This window comes from Rhodospirillales bacterium (genome assembly GCA_023898765.1).
Lineage (GTDB): Bacteria > Pseudomonadota > Alphaproteobacteria > Micavibrionales > Micavibrionaceae.
On record CP060238.1, the window covers coordinates 1,397,935 to 1,413,609 of the forward strand.

The 15,675-nt window shown below is 54.3% G+C and carries 16 protein-coding genes; 2 read left to right on the top strand and 14 right to left on the bottom strand.

What is annotated here, in order from left to right:
• Positions 1 to 13: 13 nt before the first annotated feature.
• Both H6853_06725 and tolB read left to right on the top strand, forming a co-directional pair.
• Complete coding sequence (locus H6853_06725) at positions 14 to 913, top strand: energy transducer TonB (protein USO03221.1); 900 nt, start codon at positions 14 to 16, stop codon at positions 911 to 913.
• Between the two features lie 23 nt (positions 914 to 936).
• Positions 937 to 2,250: a Tol-Pal system protein TolB gene (gene tolB, locus H6853_06730; protein USO03222.1), complete on the top strand. Its 1,314-nt coding sequence runs from the start codon at positions 937 to 939 to the stop codon at positions 2,248 to 2,250.
• On the opposite strand, the gene H6853_06735 is transcribed toward tolB, so the two are convergent.
• The 14 genes from H6853_06735 to smc form a co-directional block, all read right to left on the bottom strand.
• Positions 2,247 to 2,711, bottom strand: a complete 465-nt coding sequence (locus tag H6853_06735) for an RNA pyrophosphohydrolase (GenBank protein ID USO03223.1) — start codon at positions 2,709 to 2,711, stop codon at positions 2,247 to 2,249. The two genes, tolB and H6853_06735, sit on opposite strands and share 4 nt — an antisense overlap.
• Complete coding sequence (locus H6853_06740; protein USO03224.1) at positions 2,708 to 3,784, bottom strand: divergent polysaccharide deacetylase family protein; 1,077 nt, start codon at positions 3,782 to 3,784, stop codon at positions 2,708 to 2,710. The genes H6853_06735 and H6853_06740 overlap by 4 nt, the downstream gene beginning before the upstream one ends.
• Before the next feature lie 36 nt (positions 3,785 to 3,820).
• On the bottom strand, positions 3,821 to 5,221 hold the full coding sequence (locus H6853_06745; GenBank protein ID USO03225.1) for a S41 family peptidase: 1,401 nt from the start codon (positions 5,219 to 5,221) through the stop codon (positions 3,821 to 3,823).
• A 40-nt stretch (positions 5,222 to 5,261) separates the two neighbouring features.
• Positions 5,262 to 6,368 carry a peptidoglycan DD-metalloendopeptidase family protein gene (locus H6853_06750; GenBank protein USO03226.1) on the bottom strand — a complete coding sequence of 369 codons (1,107 nt, stop codon included), beginning with the start codon at positions 6,366 to 6,368 and terminating at the stop codon, positions 5,262 to 5,264.
• Between the two features lie 90 nt (positions 6,369 to 6,458).
• The gene (locus H6853_06755) at positions 6,459 to 6,899 is read right to left on the bottom strand and encodes a 23S rRNA (pseudouridine(1915)-N(3))-methyltransferase RlmH (protein USO03227.1); all 441 of its coding nucleotides are present in this window, start codon (positions 6,897 to 6,899) and stop codon (positions 6,459 to 6,461) included.
• Positions 6,900 to 7,022: 123 nt separating this feature from the next.
• A complete protein-coding gene (gene rsfS / locus H6853_06760) occupies positions 7,023 to 7,400 on the bottom strand; it encodes a ribosome silencing factor (protein USO03228.1) in 378 nt (125 codons plus the stop codon).
• 292 nt (positions 7,401 to 7,692) lie between these two features.
• Positions 7,693 to 8,283, bottom strand: coding sequence for a nicotinate (nicotinamide) nucleotide adenylyltransferase (nadD, locus tag H6853_06765; protein ID USO03229.1), 591 nt, complete (start codon positions 8,281 to 8,283; stop codon positions 7,693 to 7,695).
• Entirely contained in the window at positions 8,280 to 9,536 is a 1,257-nt protein-coding gene (locus H6853_06770) for a glutamate-5-semialdehyde dehydrogenase (protein USO03230.1), read from the bottom strand. Before H6853_06770 ends, nadD begins: the two co-directional genes overlap by 4 nt.
• A 98-nt stretch (positions 9,537 to 9,634) precedes the next feature.
• Entirely contained in the window at positions 9,635 to 10,129 is a 495-nt protein-coding gene (locus H6853_06775) for a hypothetical protein (protein USO03231.1), read from the bottom strand.
• A complete protein-coding gene (locus H6853_06780) occupies positions 10,126 to 10,782 on the bottom strand; it encodes a hypothetical protein (protein USO03232.1) in 657 nt (218 codons plus the stop codon). Before H6853_06780 ends, H6853_06775 begins: the two co-directional genes overlap by 4 nt.
• Before the next feature lie 23 nt (positions 10,783 to 10,805).
• Positions 10,806 to 11,030, bottom strand: coding sequence for a F0F1 ATP synthase subunit C (locus tag H6853_06785; protein USO03233.1), 225 nt, complete (start codon positions 11,028 to 11,030; stop codon positions 10,806 to 10,808).
• Between the two features lie 44 nt (positions 11,031 to 11,074).
• Positions 11,075 to 11,821: a F0F1 ATP synthase subunit A gene (locus H6853_06790; protein USO03234.1), complete on the bottom strand. Its 747-nt coding sequence runs from the start codon at positions 11,819 to 11,821 to the stop codon at positions 11,075 to 11,077.
• Positions 11,822 to 11,832: 11 nt separating this feature from the next.
• Positions 11,833 to 12,195: an AtpZ/AtpI family protein gene (locus tag H6853_06795; GenBank protein USO03235.1), complete on the bottom strand. Its 363-nt coding sequence runs from the start codon at positions 12,193 to 12,195 to the stop codon at positions 11,833 to 11,835.
• Entirely contained in the window at positions 12,195 to 15,674 is a 3,480-nt protein-coding gene (gene smc, locus H6853_06800; GenBank protein USO03236.1) for a chromosome segregation protein SMC, read from the bottom strand. Before smc ends, H6853_06795 begins: the two co-directional genes overlap by 1 nt.
• Between the last annotated feature and the right edge of the window lies 1 nt (position 15,675).

Consider the following 15,675-nt stretch of genomic DNA (forward strand, 5'->3'; position numbering starts at 1 on the left):
ATTTGTGTCTGTTATGAACGCTTTCGTCCATCAAACGGCCTATAGAAATTCATTCGAAATGACCCCCTTTATGTGGGGGGCGGTGGTCCTTTCGCTTTTGTTTCATCTGGGGGTTGTCACGCTCGGGGTCGTGGGGCTTCCTTATATCAAAAACCCCCGTATTTTGCCGCCCGCGCCCATCAGTGTGGACATTGTCGAGGTCAGCGAAAAAAGAACGACAAACCGGCCGCCGATCAAAGCGCCCCTGAAAAAATTGCAGGAGAAAAAAGATATCCTGCCGGAGAAGAAGGAAAAGAAACCGCCGGCGCCGCCGAAGGTCGAGGCGAAAGAGCCGCCCAAGGCCGTACCGCCGGAGCCGCCCAAAGAAAAAGCTGAAACGGTCAAGCCGAAACCAAAAGTGCCGCCGCCGCCCTCGGAAACATTGAAAGAAGTTCCGGAGAAAAAACCGCCGCCGAAGGAAGAAAAAGCGGAAGCGCAGCAAGAGGATCAATTCGCCTCCTTGCTAAAAAATTTACAGGATGGCGAAACGCAGCCGGAGGTCGAGAAAATAAACCCCGAAGCGCAGGCGCCGCAGCCCTCTCCCCTGGCGGAATTTTCCCAGCGCATGAGCATGAGCGAGGCCGATGCGCTTCGCCGGCAACTGACCCGTTGCTGGAGTATTCAGGCCGGGGCGCGTTATGCCGAAAGTCTGGTGGTTGAAATCAGGCTGACCGTCACGCCCGCAAGGCAGGTGAGCAGCGCCACAATCGTGGATCAATGGCGCTACGGGCAGGATCCGCACTTCCGCGCGGCGGCAGATAGTGCTATGCGTGCTGTCAGGAGCCCGCTGTGCAATCCGCTTGATTTGCCGCCGGACAAATACGATCTGTGGAAGGATATTGTTGTGAATTTTGATCCGAGCGAAATGTTGTAAAGAGAAAAGGATAGGAAAGAATCATGCGAAATTTTTTGGTCTTTTTGAGTATTTGTTTATGGGCCTTGCCGGCGCAGGCGCAGCTTCGCGTTGATGTGACGCGCGGGAATATTGAAAAACTTCCGATCGCAGTCAGTGATTTTTATCCTGAAAGTCCCGAATTCAACGATCTGGCGCGGGATATCCCAAAAATCATTACAAGCAATTTACGCGGCTCCGGCCTGTTTGCGCCGATCAATCAGGGCGCTTTCATTCAGGATCCTGCTTCTATTCAAAAAGACGGGCCGCGTTTTGCGGAATGGCGGGCCATTAACGGTCCGGCTCTGGTCAGCGGCTCTGTTACGCGCACGGCGGACGGGCGCACGCGGGTGGAGTTTCGCTTGTGGGATGTGTTTTCCCAAAAGCAGCTTTCCGGCATGGCTTATATGACAACGCCCAAAAACTGGCGGCGCATTGCGCATATTATCTCGGATGAAATTTACAAGCGTATTACGGGGGAAGAGGGATATTTCGACACCCGGATTGTGTATATTTCCGAATACGGCCCTGCCGACAGACGGGTCAAACGGCTCGCCATTATGGATCAGGACGGGGCCAATCACCGTTATCTAACAAACGAGGGAACGCTTGTCCTGACGCCGCGTTTTTCACCGACGGCGCAGGAGATCACCTATATGTCCTATCAGGGCGGAAAGCCGCGCGTTTACCTGTACAATATCGATACTGGTCGGCAGGAGCTTCTGGGGGATTTTCCGGGCATGACGTTCGCGCCGAGATTTTCTCCCGATGGAAACAAAGTCATCATGAGTATGTCACGTAGCGGGAACTCCGATATTTATGAAATGGATTTGCGCACCCGGAAATCCCGCCAGTTGACCAAACATAGCGCGATTGATACCGCGCCCTCTTACGCGCCCGATGCGCGCCAGATTGTGTTTGAATCGGATCGCGGCGGTGTGCAGCAGCTTTACGTGATGGGCGCTGACGGCGGGAATGTGCGCCGGATTACCTTTGGAGAGGGGCGCTACGCCAATCCTGTCTGGTCGCCGCGGGGGGATTTGATTGCCTTTACGAAGATGCTGCAGGGCCAGTTTTATATCGGCGTTATTCGTCCGGACGGTTCCGGCGAGCGTTTGATTACGCAGGCTTATCATGTGGAAGGGCCGAGCTGGTCGCCGAACGGACGTGTCCTGACTTACTTTAAGGAAATGTCCGTTTCCGGCGGGAACGGACGCAGCGCCAAGCTTTATACGGTGGACCTGACAGGCTATAACGAGCAGCAGCTTCCAACGCCAAGGGATGGATCGGATCCTGCCTGGTCGCCGCTTAACCCTTAAGTGCAGGCAAGGTCTTTAAAGGCTTCGATGATTTGCAAATAGGTGTCCCGTTTAAAGGGGACAATCAGGCCGAGGGTTTCTTCCAGCCCGACCCATTGCCAGCGTGAAAATTCAGGGTGATCGTCTGCGTCTAAAACAATATCATTGTCTATGCCTGTAAAACGCATGGCCACCCATGTCTGTTCCTGGCCTTTGTATTTTCCGTCCCAGAGATTGCCTAAAAGGTGCGGCGGAAGATCGTAGGGGATTGTTTTATCCAGAACGCGCAAAATTTCTGCCTTGTCTGTGCCGATCTCTTCCTTGATTTCACGCAGCGCGGCCAGCTTTATATCTTCGCCCGCATCAATGCCCCCTTGCGGCATTTGCCATGCGCCGGGCGTGTCGATGCGCTCGCCGACGAAGACTTTTCCGGCACTGTTAAAAAGCGCAATTCCAACGCAAGGGCGGTACGGCAATGTCATAATTTTATGCCGGCCAGGGCCGAAAGCGGCGCAAGCTGGAGGCTTTTTTCTTCCAGCGTTTCCAGCCAGTCTTTCGCCATGTCAAGCGTGAGAGGCGAAGGCTCTATAAAAAGGGCGGCGGAACCGTTTTGGAGCGCCATGCGTTCGGTCTGCGCCAGCGCTGCCTCTATTTCCTGTGGGCGGAAACCGCGTTCGATCCATAGATCCGTCTGGACAAAGGGAGAGCCGTTTTCTTTGGCCGTTTTTGCGCCGAAAAAGGGAAGGTGGGTATTTGCATTGGCAAACCCCAGTCCCCGCCCGAAAATCTGTTCGAGCAGAGACGGCGTTCCGGCGCTTTCCGCCGTAAAACGATGATCTTTCTGGGTGACGATCCCGGCATAACCGACAACGGAGGAAAGCGTTTCAAAGAGGCGCTCCTGATTTTGCGGCAGGCTGGCATTGATTAAAAGCGTGCGGGGGCCGGGATCGGGATTCGGGTAGGTTTCATTTTCCATCGGCAAGGACAGCCAGATTTCATGTCCGTCGAGCCGGGCTTTATCCCCCCATGCATTCAGGCCCTTGGCGTAAGGGTTCAGGATAAGCGTAACTTCCGGGGGAAAGTGCGTGCTGATTTTTCCCGTTAAATCTTTTGAAAGCCCGGCATCCGCGAAAGCGACGGCAATCAGGGGACGCTCCATGACGCGTTCGAAGGGTCTTTTATAGGCTTCGAAAGGGGTAACGCCGTCCTCCAGACGGGCAATCGGAAGCCTGCCTTCAGCGCCGGATTCATAAAGACCGGGAAGGGGCGCTGGGGCCAAAGCGGTATCCGGGCGGCCTTGCGGTGTGGATTCATGGGAAGGTTCTTCCTGAGATATTTCCTCTTCATCCTGAGAAGGCGGGGAAACGGGGTGCTCAGGCGCGCTCTTGCGCTCGATCAAAACCGTTTTTGAAGGAAGCCTTTCCTGCAGCCTTTCTTGCGTATCTTCGGCCCGCAGCCACATCCACCCCGTGAGCAACAGGAGGATAACGCCCGCCGCGCCAAGCCCCTGAAGAAAAGACGAGACAGAAAAAGGAAATGTTTTTTTGTTCTCCATGCCGGTCCGTTGTGGTTTTTCTGCAGGCATAATTCCCTATTTTACACCCTGGACTCTCTCTCCATACATCAGGATCCCGCGGAGCAAGTCGACGGCGCGCAGGAGTTGATAGTCCTCGTTTGTGTCTTTGGCGTCTTTGTCTTCGTCGGTTTTGTCTTTAGAGGAGCCTTTCTGGCCTTTTATCTTTTCGGAAAGCGGGACTTTCTTTTCCTTGTTTTTGTCCGTCTCTTTTTTGTTTCCGTTGTCCAGCGCCCCGCGGAGGTCGCCTTCCCGCATGCGTTCCACTTCCAGGGCCTCTATTTTTGAAGGCTCCACGGTGATATCCGGCTCAATGCCTTTGGCCTGAATGGAGCGGCCGGAAGGCGTGTAATACCGCGCCGTTGTCAGGCGGAGGGCTCCGTGGCCGGGCAGGGGGATAATGGTTTGAACGGAACCCTTTCCAAAGGATGTCGTTCCCATAACGATCGCACGGCGGTGATCCTGCAGGGCGCCTGCCACGATTTCCGAGGCCGAAGCGGAGCCGCCATTGATAAGAACAACCATCGGTTTCCCGTTGATAAGGTCGCCGGTATGGGCATTGTCGCGTTTGGTGTCTTCTTTGCTGCGTCCGCGGGTGGAGACGATTTCCCCTTTGTCCAGAAACGCATCGGACACGGCAATGGCCTGATCGAGCAGGCCGCCCGGATTGTTCCGAAGGTCCAGAACATATCCTTTTATGCCTTCCCCGGCCTCTTCCTTGATGTCCTTGATGGCTTTTTTGAGACCGGATTCCGTGTTGCGGTTAAAGGTTGTAATCCGCAGGTAACCGATATCCCCGCCTTCAACCCTGTGTTTGACGGACGTAATGCGGATGATGTCGCGTGTGATAGTGATATCGAGCGCTTCGTCCGCGCCTTCGCGCGCAATTTTCAAAACAATATCCGTTCCGACTTTGCCGCGCATGCGGTCGACGGCTTCGCTTAAGTTCATGCCCAGCACGGGTTCCCCATCCAGATGGGTGATAAAATCGCCTGCTTTAACGCCTGCGCGGTAAGCCGGGGTATCGTCAATCGGCGAGACGACTTTGACAAAGCCGTTTTCCATGGTGACTTCAATGCCAAGCCCGCCAAATTCGCCTTTGGTCTGGACCTGCATATCCGCATAATCGTCATCGTCCAGATAGGCGGAATGCGGGTCCAGGCTTGTGAGCATGCCTCTGAGGGCATTTTCAACCAGGTCTTCATCTGTGACAGGCTCGACATACTGGGCGCGCACACGTTCGAAAACGTCCCCGAAAAGGGAAAGCTGGCGGTAGGTGTCCTGATCGTCCTGCGCGGCTTTTTTATCCTGGGCCGTTGGGGCGGTCCGTTCTTCTTCCTGCGCCCATGTAGTGGTGTAACCGCACAGAAAAACTGCAAGAAAAAGGGAGATAATAAAGAGTTTTTGTCTTGTTGGCATCGTTCGTTTTATCCGCTTTTCAATGTTTAGGTCCCGTTTCTTACCTGAAGAAATGGGACGGGTTCACAGGCCGCCCTTTGTAACGCAATTCATAGTAAAGATTTGCGTCGCCTAAAATACCGATAGGTTCCCCCGCTGCAAGGGATTGTCCTACCACTGTATCAATTCTGGCCAATCCTGCAACAAGGCTGTGATAGCCTTTCTTATGTTCCACAATAATTAATTGGCCATAACGTCTGAAGGGGCCTGTGTAGCGGACAATCCCGCCCATGGGGGACACCACGAGGCCGCCCTGACGGCCTTCGATATGCAGCCCTTCGGACGGCGCGCCGATCTCGTCCTGCTGGCCGTAGTTTATGCGTATAATGCCGGAAACGGGCAATTGCGCATTTCCGATGCGCGGCAGGTCTTTGTCTGCCTTTCCGGTCTTTTCGGTTTGCTGTTTTTTGTGTTGGCTATTTTCTTCGAGTTTGCGGACAAGGTCCTTAAGGGAGATGGCGCGCGCCGAAATCCTTTTGACTTCAGCGGCGGCTTTTTCGTGATCGCGGGATGTGCGTCCGAAGAGTGTCTTTCTGGTTTGGAGCAATCCGTCCATTTCAGCCTGACGGATTTTCAGGGCATCGGATTCTTTTATGCTTTTCCGGCGGCTTTCATCCAGATCGCGCAGAATGTTTTTCAGGGCGTCCAGGTCTTCCCGTAAGGTTTCCGCGCGCCCGTAAATGCGCGGCAGGGTGCTTTCCAAAATCATCGCGCTCTGCGCCGTTTTCAAAGGGGAGCCGGGCCGGGCCAGCATCGCTTCGGGGGGAACGCGGCGCATGCGCTCCAGCGCCAAAATCAGATCCGACATGGCGCTTTTGTCCTGTGAGAGACGGGATTCAATTTCAAGCTGCTCCCGCCGTTTTTGTTCCATCCTTTTTTCAAGGCGGGTGAGTTCTTTTTCATTCTTTTTGATCTCTCCCGCGACACGGACAAGACTGTCCTTTGTGTCTTCCAGCTCTTTTTGGAGCGTTTCCATTTTTTCCTTAAGGGCCTTGTCCCGGGCCTTTTCGGCTTTCAACAGGGTTTCCGCCTCCTGAAGCGGATGAAGAGGCGGGGTGGCGACGTCTTTTGCCAAAGCGGGAGGGGAGAAAAGAAAAATAATTGTCATTGCGAGGAGGCAAAGCCGACGCGGCAATCTAGAATACTGGATTGCTTCGCTATGCTCGCAATGACGATTTTCAGGTGGTTTCATCTATATCTAATCCCGGTGATAGGGGTGGCCGGCCAGAATTTGCTGGCTTCTGTATATTTGCTCTATCAGCATGACGCGCGCAAGAAGATGGGGCCATGTTTGTTTGCCAAAGCTCAGGACAAGGCCGGCGCGGGCGCGGATATCGTCGTTTAATCCGTCGGCGCCGCCGATGACAAACTGAAACTTGCTTTGCCCCGCTGTTTGGAATTGTTCCAGTTTTTGTGCAAAATCCCGGCTGGAAAGCGTCTTTCCGGTTTCATCCAGAACGATCAGGGCGGCGTGAGGGTCTATTTTTGCGGAGAGTTTTTCAAGTTCTTCCTTCTGGTTTTTCCCTTCCATTTCGGTCAAAGAGACAGGCCATTGGAGCCTGCGGACATATTCGTCCCAGACTTGCTCCAGGGGATTGTTTTTCAGTTTTCCGATACAGAGGATTTCAATCGAGGCCATGCGCTATAGTCGTTTTTTAAGACTATAAAAGCAAAAACAAAATAAGGCGGCCAGTGTTTATGTGCAGGCACACGGAGACAAGCCCCGTTTAAGAGAGCACCAAGCGATCATATAACAATATGATCAGGCGCTTTGGTGGTGGTCGCTTCCCAGAGAAGGGCTGTGCAGCGGCATGTTCCACATTTTTTCGAGGGCGTAAAACGCTCGCACTTCGGGCCGGAAGAGGTGGACGATGACATCGCCCGTATCCAGAACGACCCAGTCTCCCTGCGCCAGACCTTCGGTTTTAATGTCGTCTACGTGCCGTGCGTGGAGGCGTTCCTTGAGTTTTTCCGCCATGGCGATGATTTGCCGTGAGGAGGTCCCTGAAGCGATTACCATATAATCGCAGAGGGCGGATTGGCCTGTGAGGTCGATGACCTCGATGTCCAAAGCCTTATCACTGTCCAGTGACCGGGTGATAAGGTCTTTTAAAGCGGAAGGGTCAAGCCCTTCGAGCATGCGGTTTGTTTTGGGTATGGTGTGCGTCTCCTTTCGGGGTCCGGGGTGAAAAATTATAATGCAAAGGCGCAAAGCAAAACGGCCTGCAAGTGGCAGGATATCCAAGGCTCTTTTGTCTGGAAAAGTTTCGGGTGAAGGGGGTGGAGCGCCTGATGACCGTCACGCACGCCCTCCTTCTTCGACTATACTTGCGTTTACTTTCGCTAAGCTCATACCCCCATTATACGCAAGATTCGGTTAATCATCAATGAAAGGGCTCCAAGCTTTTAAGAGTTTAGATTAATTAAGTATATTAATCATTTGATTTAAATGTATTTTTTCTTATTTCACTTGAGGAAATATTCAGCATTTTTGTGCCTTGCAAAAAGGTGGTTTGCGGGGCTTTTTGCCGGGAAAACATCCGGATCGGGCAGTTTTTGACCAGGGATCCGGCAGGGGGGCGGGCGATGAAAACCACGGGAACTTCCTGCGTTATCTCCCGCCATTTCTCCCAGCGGTGAAACAGATGGGCGTTGTCCATGCCGCAAATCCATAAAAAATCAGTCGCCGGGAAGGCTTTTTTCAGGCGGACGATCGTTTCGTAAGTATAGTTTGTGCCAAGCTGCCGTTCCAGATGGGTTGCCATCATGCGGGGGGAAGATTTCGTGATCTTCCGGACGCCTTCATACCGCACATCGTAGGGCGCCATTTCTTTTTCATCTTTAAGGGGGTTTTGCGGGGTTACAATCCACCAGATAAAATCCAGATGAAACCGGGCCAGCGCCAGCCGCGCAATATGCATATGGCCCTGATGGGCCGGATTAAAGGATCCGCCAAGAAGCCCGACCCGCAAATTTCGCCAGCGCTGCCCGTCATGCAATGTTGGCGGCGTGAGGATACTCATGGGCGGGTTTGACCGTTTCCGTGGACAAGGTATTTAAAGGTTGTGAGCTGTTTGACGCCCACAGGCCCGCGCGCGTGCAGTTTTCCTGTGCCGATCCCGATTTCCGCGCCCATCCCGAACTCCCCGCCATCGGCAAACTGGGTGGAGGTGTTATGCATGACAATCGCGCTATCGACGTTTTTAAGGAAATAATCGGCGGCCGCTTTGTCTTCGGCCAGAATGCTGTCCGTGTGGTGCGATCCGTAGCGGTTGATATGGACGGCGGCTTCGCGAACATCCTTCACGAATTTGCAGCTTATTCTGGCGTCCAGATATTCGGTGGCCCAGTCTTCTTCGCTTGCCGGTGTTATGCGCTTGTCCAGTCCGCAGCTTTCCGCGTCTCCGGCGACGGCGCATCCCGCATCGAGAAGAACGGCCAGAATACCGGCCGCTGTCTCGCAGCTCAGCTTCTCATCCAGCAAAAGGGATTCCGCTGCGCCGCAAATGCCCGTCCGGCGCAGCTTGGCGTTCAGGATTACCTCTTTCGCAAGGGCCGGGTTCGCGCTTTCATGGACATAGACGTGGCAATTTCCGTCCAGATGCGCAAAAACGGGCATGGTGGCTTCGTTCATCACACGGCTGGTCAGGCCGCGTCCGCCGCGCGGAATCATCACGTCGATAAAATCATGCGCCCGGAGCATATCGCCTACATGCGCGCGGTCGCAATCGGGCACGAGGCAAACGGCACCTTCGGGAATATCGTGGGCTTTGAGTGCCTCCTGAATAAGCGTGTGCAGGGCTTTGGAGCTGTTCAGGCTTTCTGAGCCTCCGCGCAGGATGACCGCGTTATGCGATTTCAGGCATAGCGCCGCCGCGTCGACCGTCACGTTCGGACGGGATTCGTAAATCATGCCCAGAACACCGATGGGGACGGAAACTTTCTGGATGCGCAGGCCGTTTGGGCGCACGGTTTCTTCAAGGATTGTGCCGACAGGATCGTCAAGCTGCGCGATGGACTCTACGCCCTGTGCAATGGCCTCTATCCGCTCCGGTGTCAGTGTCAGGCGGTCGATCAGGGCGGAGGAGAGTTCTTTGGCTCTGGCCGCATCGACATCCTTTTGATTGGCTTCAAGGATTGTGTTATGATTGTCCCGCAGTTTTTCGGCGAGGGTTCGCAAAGCGCCATTGATGGCGGGCGTATCCGTTTGCGCCAGTATAAAAGCGGATTTTTTGGCTTGCGCGCCAAGGTCATGAATCAGGTTCGTATAGGTCATGTCTCAAACACTTAAGCATTTTTGTTATGCCTGCGGAAGCGGGAATCTGCTCCGCGCAGGGGATTATAAATTCCTGTCTTTATAGGCTCAGGAAAGGGCTAATTCAGCTGTTTGGAAACGGTCTTGATAGACTCTTCTGCCAGGCCTTGCGCGATTTTTTCATCCAGCGTGGTGATGATGATTTCTTTCGTTGCCGCGGCAGCCAGTTCTGCCGCATGTCCTTGAATCTGGGCGATCGCGTTGGCCTCAATCCGGCGGAGGCGTTCGGAGAGCTGGCCCTCGCGCCGTTCCATGGTTTCGGCCATTTCTGCTTCGGCGGCCTTTTGGATTTTTTGCGCGTGTTTTTTCGCGTTTTGGATGATCTCTTCGGATTCTTTTTCCGCGTCGCGTTGCTTGCGTTGGTATTGCGCCAGAAGTTCCTGCGCTTCGACGCGCAAGGATTCCGCCGTCTGGATTTCCTTACGAATAGCCTCGATCTTATTGTCCAGCGCCTGCGTTACGGATTTGCGTCCCAGTCTGTAAGCCACGAGCGCAAACAGGATAAAAGAGAAGGTGACCCAGATGGCCGTATCATGTTGGAGAAGCTCGATCATGCTGCTTTTGTCCTCGGTTTTTCGGCCCTGTCTTTAACGAGAGAGGTCACAACGGATTTTGCTTTTCCCGCATCTATCTCTTGCCCGATGATCTTCTTCACGGCTTCGCGTGCGGCTTGCGCGGCAATCTCATTCATCTCGTCCATTGCTTCCGCCTTGGCCTTCTCAATGCGCGTTTCGGCGGACCTGACATCGCTTTCGGAGCGTTTGCGAAACGCTTCCTGCCGGGACGCCATTTCGGCCTTTATGCCGTTTTCAACATCAAGAACGGCTTTGGACGCGTCGCTCCGCGCTTTATCAAGGTTTTTCTCGTAGGTGCGCTGCACGTTCTCCGTTTCGCCGGTCAGCTTCTCCGCCATATCCAGATCGGACTGGATATGGTTGCGGCGGTTTTCGATGACCCCGGAAATTTCCGGCAGGGTTTTTTTCGAGAAAAAGAGGTAAAGAACGCCAAAGCAAACCGCCAGCCAGAAAATCTGGGAGGGGAACCATGTCGGGTCAAACTGCGGCAGGCCGCCGGAAGCAGCGTGGGCCGATTCTGCGGCCATGCCTGTACCTGCGCCTGAAGATGTTTCTTCATGCACATCCTCCGCCCATGCCGGAGCGGCAAGGGCAAAGGTGAAAAAGGCGCACAGGAGCGTTTTATTCAACATGGCTGTTCGATACTCTTTTCGGCCTAACCGAAGACAAGATAAAAAGAGATCAGAAGGGCGAAAATAGCCAGCGCTTCCGTCAGGGCGAATGTCAGGAAGAATTTCTTCTCCAATATGCTTTCGGCGTTCGGATTGCGGCTAACGGCCAGGTTGTAAGAAGCAAACATCAAGCCCAGACCGATACCGACACCGGCCAAAGGGATCAGGGCGATGGCGCCTGCCAGAAGTTTTACAGATTCTAAATCCATGATTTTTTCCTTTTCGTTTCAAAATTAGAGTTGGGGTAACAAATTTAATGCCCGATTTCAATGGTATCCTTCAAATAAATACAGCTTAAAATCGCGAAAACATATGCCTGCAGGAAGGCGATCAAAAATTCAAATCCGATCAATACGGAATTGAAGACCATCGGGAGCACGCCAAGGGCATATCCGCCAAGTCCCATGCTCATCATACTGATGGTAAATCCGGCGAAGACTTTCAGCATGATGTGGCCTGCAATCATGTTTGCAAACAAACGCACCGAAAGGGTCAGGGGGCGGATAAGGAAGGACATGACCTCGATGGGAATAATCAGCGGAACAAGCCAGCCGGGCACGCCGGGCGGTAAAAACAGGCTGAAGAAATGGAGGCCGTGTTTGAAAATGCCGATAACAATAACAAAAGAAAAAATCATCAGGGCCAGCACCGCCGTCACAACCAGATGGCTGGTATAGGTGAAGGAATAAGGGAGAAGCCCCAGAACGTTCCCCAAAAGCACCACGACAAAGAGCGTGAAAATGAGAGGGAAATACTGGCGGCCCTTGGCGCCTATATTTTCGCGGATCATGCCCGCCACAAAATCATAAAGGATTTCCGCAAACATTTGAGGGCGAGAGGGAACCAGCGCCTTACGGCTCATCGCAAGCGTCAGGAAGACGGACGAGACAATAACGGCAATCGTCATCCACAGGGAGGAGTTCGTGTAAGACAGGTCCAGACTCCCTGCCGAAAGCTTGATTAAAGGGTGAATTTCAAACTGATGAATGGGATCGGCCACCTTCTTATCCTCTATTGGTCGTCGTCTTCTTGTTCTTGCGGGGATTGTTTAGCGTTTTTTGACAGGGGATGCAAGGGCCTAGCGCCCACAGATGTGCCTAATCCCTGCGTTATTTTATAAACGTTATAAAAGCCGGTTCCGACCCCCAGAAGGGTGAAGAGGAAAAACTGGACGGGAGGGGTGTCAAACACCCTGTCCAGAAAGTATCCGAGCAGGGCTCCCCCCAGTATCGCCCCGACAAGCTCGATGCCTGCGCGGGCGCCGTCGCTCATATTTTCGTCCGTTTCCGGGGGGGCGGGGTTATATTCCTCCTCAAATCCCTCGCGGGCGTTTTTCAGCCGGGTTTCGAGGTGATTGAGCTTGTCTTCGCTCATTAAGCCGCTTCCTCCAGGAAGTCCATTTGCTGGTTGAGATCAACGGAAACAAGCTGTGAAATGCCGCGCTCGGCCATGGTGACCCCGTAAAGGCGGTCCATGCGGGCCATCGTCAGGCGGTGGTGCGTAATAATTAGGAAGCGGGTTTCGCCGCGCTCCGATATTTCTTCGAGAAGGTCGCAAACGCGGTCCACATTGGCGTCATCGAGCGGGGCGTCAATCTCGTCCAGCACGCAGATCGGGGAAGGATTGGTCAGGAACATGGCAAAAATCAGCGCTGTGGAGGCGAGCGTCTGTTCTCCGCCGGATAGCAGGGAGAGGGATTGCAGCGTTTTTCCCGGCGGCTGCGCAAAGATTTCAAGCCCGGATTCAAGCGGATCGTCGGATTCTATGAGTTCCAGATGCGCCTGCCCGCCGCTGTAAAGCTGTGTGAAGAGGCGTTTGAAATGGCTGTTCACATGGTCGAAGGCGGCCAGAAGCCGTTCCCGCGCTTCCTTGTTCAGGGTCGCGATTCCCTGCCGCAGCTCTTCAATGGCCTGCATGAGGTCGTTCCGTTCTTCCAGAATGGTGGAGAGCTCTTTTTCCAGTTCAACGCTTTCCGTTTCGGCGCGCAGGTTCACAGGGCCGATCATTTCGCGGCTGCGGATCATTTTTTCTTTTTCATCTTTCAGGGCGTCCGTGTCGGGGAGGTCTTCGGAGTCCGGATGAAGTCCGGCCTGCTCCGCGAGTTTTTCGGGCGGCGTTTCAAAACGCTCCTCGATAGAGGAAACGACTTCTGCAAGCTGCTCTTCCCCCGAGGAGACGATGGCCTGCGCATGGGCGCGCTGCTCTCTGGCCTGTCCCATCTGGTTTTCCGCTTCTTTCAGGGCCTTGTTTGTCTCAAGCAGCGCCGTTTCGACTTCGGCGAGCTTGTCTGAGGCCGCTTTTCGTGCGTGTTCCATTTGCCCGATTTTTTCAAGGAGCCCTTCGCGGTCTGCCGTAATCGTCGTGGGACGGTTTTTCAAGGCGCCGAGCTTTTCTTTCAGGCTGCCTTCCCGTGTTTCCAGTTCTTTCAGGCGTTCGCGGGAACGGATATTGCGGTTTTGAAGGTTGACGCGCTCATCGGCGATGGCGTGAAGGCGCGCATGGCGGCGGCTTTGTTCCTGCTGCACGATATCGAATTCCCGCACGGATTCGCGCAGAGAATCGCGCGCTTCCGCCAGCGCGGCGCGAAGTTTTTCTATCTGCGCATTCTGGTCTTCCATCGTTTTTTCATCGTAGGAGGCAAGGGCCCGCCGGCTTTCGTCCAAAGACTGCTCCAGAGAGGCGGTATCTGCCGCGCAGCTTCGCAGTCCTTCTTCCAGGGCGGCGATCCGGGCAAACAGGCCGGAGCGTTCTTCCGTCATCTGGTTTAAGGAGGACTGATGTTGCGACAATGCCGCCTCGTTTTCGCGCAGGCGCGTTTGCGTTTCATCAAGGCTTTTTTGCGCTTCCTCTTTCGAAGCGCGTGCGGAGTCGCAGGATTGCGCCGCCTTTTCAGCCTTTTCTTCCAGCCCCGGAGCGTCTTTCCTGAGGTCCTGCAGGCGGTTTTTCTGCCGGAGTTGCAAGGCGTGGCGGTCGGAGGCTTCCTGCTTGATGTGCAAACCGTCCCAGCGCCAGTAAGCGCCGTCCTGAGAGACAAGCGATTGTCCGGGAAGGAGTTGTGGCGCGATGGCGTGCCCCTCCTGCGCGGAAGAAACAACTCCGATCAGGCTTAAGGCGGCCTTCAGGTGATCGGGAGCCTTGACATGCGGCTCCAGCGCCTTCGTGCCCTGGGGCAGGGCGGGGAAATTTGAAAGATCGTTTTCCCGCGCCAGCCAGACGATCGGCGCGTCTGCGTTGGTTGACGCCATGAGGGTATCGCCCAGCGCCCGCGAAAGGGCCGTTTCGAAGCCTTTTTCAGGCTGCATATCCTCGAGGACCGGACGAAACTCGTCCTGAGAATCTGAATTAAGAATGCTTTCTAACATATTGATTTCAGTCAAAATCTTTGATTTTTTCTTTTCGCATTCCTGTTGGTTTTCCCGCGCTTCGTCCAAAGCGCTTCGGGCTGTTTCAAGGGCCTTTTCGTCTGTGTCTGCTTTTTTGCGCAAACCGGAGACCTTGTCTTCCAGAGCCAGAATGTCTGTTTTCAGGTCCGCCAGCCGGGAGTCCTCGTCAAAACGCGTTTTGGCTTTTTCCAGATCTTCCGTCAGGGCTTCCCGGCGTTCCTGCGTGACCAGAAGGCGGCTTTCATCGGCGGAAATCTGGCGCTCGATGGCCTGACGGCTGGCTTTGTTTTCCGCCAGTTTTTCCATGAAAGATTCGTAATCCTCTTCCAGTTTTGAAACCTTGGATTCCAGCTTTTCCTTAATGGCGAGTTTTTCTTTCAGCGTGTTCTCTTCGCCGTTTTGGGTTTCGCGTATTTTTCCTTCTTCCCCTTCCAGCCGGGAAAGAAGGCCGGCGCTTTCTTCAAGGCTTTCCTGTTCGTGGCTGCGGTCCTGTTCCAGCCGGCCTAGATTTTCGGTTGTTTCGGTAAGCTGGTTTTCAAGGTCGCGTTCCTGATCTTCAAGCCTTTGCAGCGCCATTTTGGCGGCCTGCAGGGCTGCGGAACTTTCCGCTTCGCTCTGGCGCAGGGCCGGAAGGTCTTCGGACTGGACGCTTTGCGTTTTGGTCAGTTGCGTCACCGTTGTAAAATGCTGTGCCACAAGGCTTTCCGCTTCGTCGAATTTGCTGCGGGCTTCATGGATGCGGACGCAAAGGCTTTTCCATTCCAGCCAGGCGATCGTGATGTCCACCTGCCGGATCTCATGGCTAAGTTTTTTATAACGGATGGCCTGACGGGCCTGTTTTTTCAGGGCGGCAAAACGTTCTTCCATACTGCCGACGATATCCTGAATCCGTTGCAGGTTCCGGTCGGCAGCGCGCAGGCGCAGTTCCGCTTCGTGGCGGCGGGCGTAGAGTCCCGAAACGCCGGCGGATTCTTCCAAAATCATCCGGCGGTCCTGCGGCTTGGCGTTGATGATTGCCGTAATGCGCCCCTGGGATACGATTGCGGGGGAATTTGCACCGCTCACCGTATCGGCAAAAAGCATCTGTACATCGCGGGCGCGGCAGGTTTTGCCGTTAATCTTGTACAGGGACCCCTGATCGCGTTCGATTTTCCGGGTGACCTCGATTTCTTCTTCGTTGTTAAAGGCCGCCGGCGCGCTTAAAGAGCTGTTATCCAGCAAAAGCCCGACTTCGGCAAAGTTGCGCGCCGGGCGCGCGGAGGTGCCGTTAAAGATAACGTCTTCCATTCCGTCGCTGCGCATGCGTTTGGCTGAATTTTCCCCCATGACCCAGCGCAGGGCTTCAACCAGATTGGATTTTCCGCACCCGTTCGGGCCGACAATTCCTGTCAAACCTGGTTCGATGGCCAGCTCCGTCTTATCGACAAAGGATTTAAAGCCGCTCAGGCGAAGTTTTGTAAACTGAATCATA

Excerpts from the sequence above, each read along its gene's own strand:
- tolB (USO03222.1), top strand. The coding sequence starts at position 937 with ATGCGAAATTTTTTGGTCTTTTTGAGTATTTGTTTATGGGCCTTGCCG.
- H6853_06775 (USO03231.1), bottom strand. The coding sequence starts at position 10,129 with ATGATCGAGCTTCTCCAACATGATACGGCCATCTGGGTCACCTTCTCT.
- nadD (USO03229.1), bottom strand. The coding sequence starts at position 8,283 with ATGAGTATCCTCACGCCGCCAACATTGCATGACGGGCAGCGCTGGCGA.
- H6853_06785 (USO03233.1), bottom strand. The coding sequence starts at position 11,030 with ATGGATTTAGAATCTGTAAAACTTCTGGCAGGCGCCATCGCCCTGATC.
- H6853_06795 (USO03235.1), bottom strand. The coding sequence starts at position 12,195 with ATGAGCGAAGACAAGCTCAATCACCTCGAAACCCGGCTGAAAAACGCC.
- H6853_06780 (USO03232.1), bottom strand. The coding sequence starts at position 10,782 with ATGTTGAATAAAACGCTCCTGTGCGCCTTTTTCACCTTTGCCCTTGCC.
- H6853_06770 (USO03230.1), bottom strand. The coding sequence starts at position 9,536 with ATGACCTATACGAACCTGATTCATGACCTTGGCGCGCAAGCCAAAAAA.
- smc (USO03236.1), bottom strand. The coding sequence starts at position 15,674 with ATGATTCAGTTTACAAAACTTCGCCTGAGCGGCTTTAAATCCTTTGTC.
- H6853_06750 (USO03226.1), bottom strand. The coding sequence starts at position 6,368 with ATGACAATTATTTTTCTTTTCTCCCCTCCCGCTTTGGCAAAAGACGTC.
- H6853_06725 (USO03221.1), top strand. The coding sequence starts at position 14 with ATGAACGCTTTCGTCCATCAAACGGCCTATAGAAATTCATTCGAAATG.
- H6853_06735 (USO03223.1), bottom strand. The coding sequence starts at position 2,711 with ATGACATTGCCGTACCGCCCTTGCGTTGGAATTGCGCTTTTTAACAGT.
- H6853_06755 (USO03227.1), bottom strand. The coding sequence starts at position 6,899 with ATGGCCTCGATTGAAATCCTCTGTATCGGAAAACTGAAAAACAATCCC.
- H6853_06745 (USO03225.1), bottom strand. The coding sequence starts at position 5,221 with ATGCCAACAAGACAAAAACTCTTTATTATCTCCCTTTTTCTTGCAGTT.
- rsfS (USO03228.1), bottom strand. The coding sequence starts at position 7,400 with ATGCTCGAAGGGCTTGACCCTTCCGCTTTAAAAGACCTTATCACCCGG.
- H6853_06740 (USO03224.1), bottom strand. The coding sequence starts at position 3,784 with ATGGAGAACAAAAAAACATTTCCTTTTTCTGTCTCGTCTTTTCTTCAG.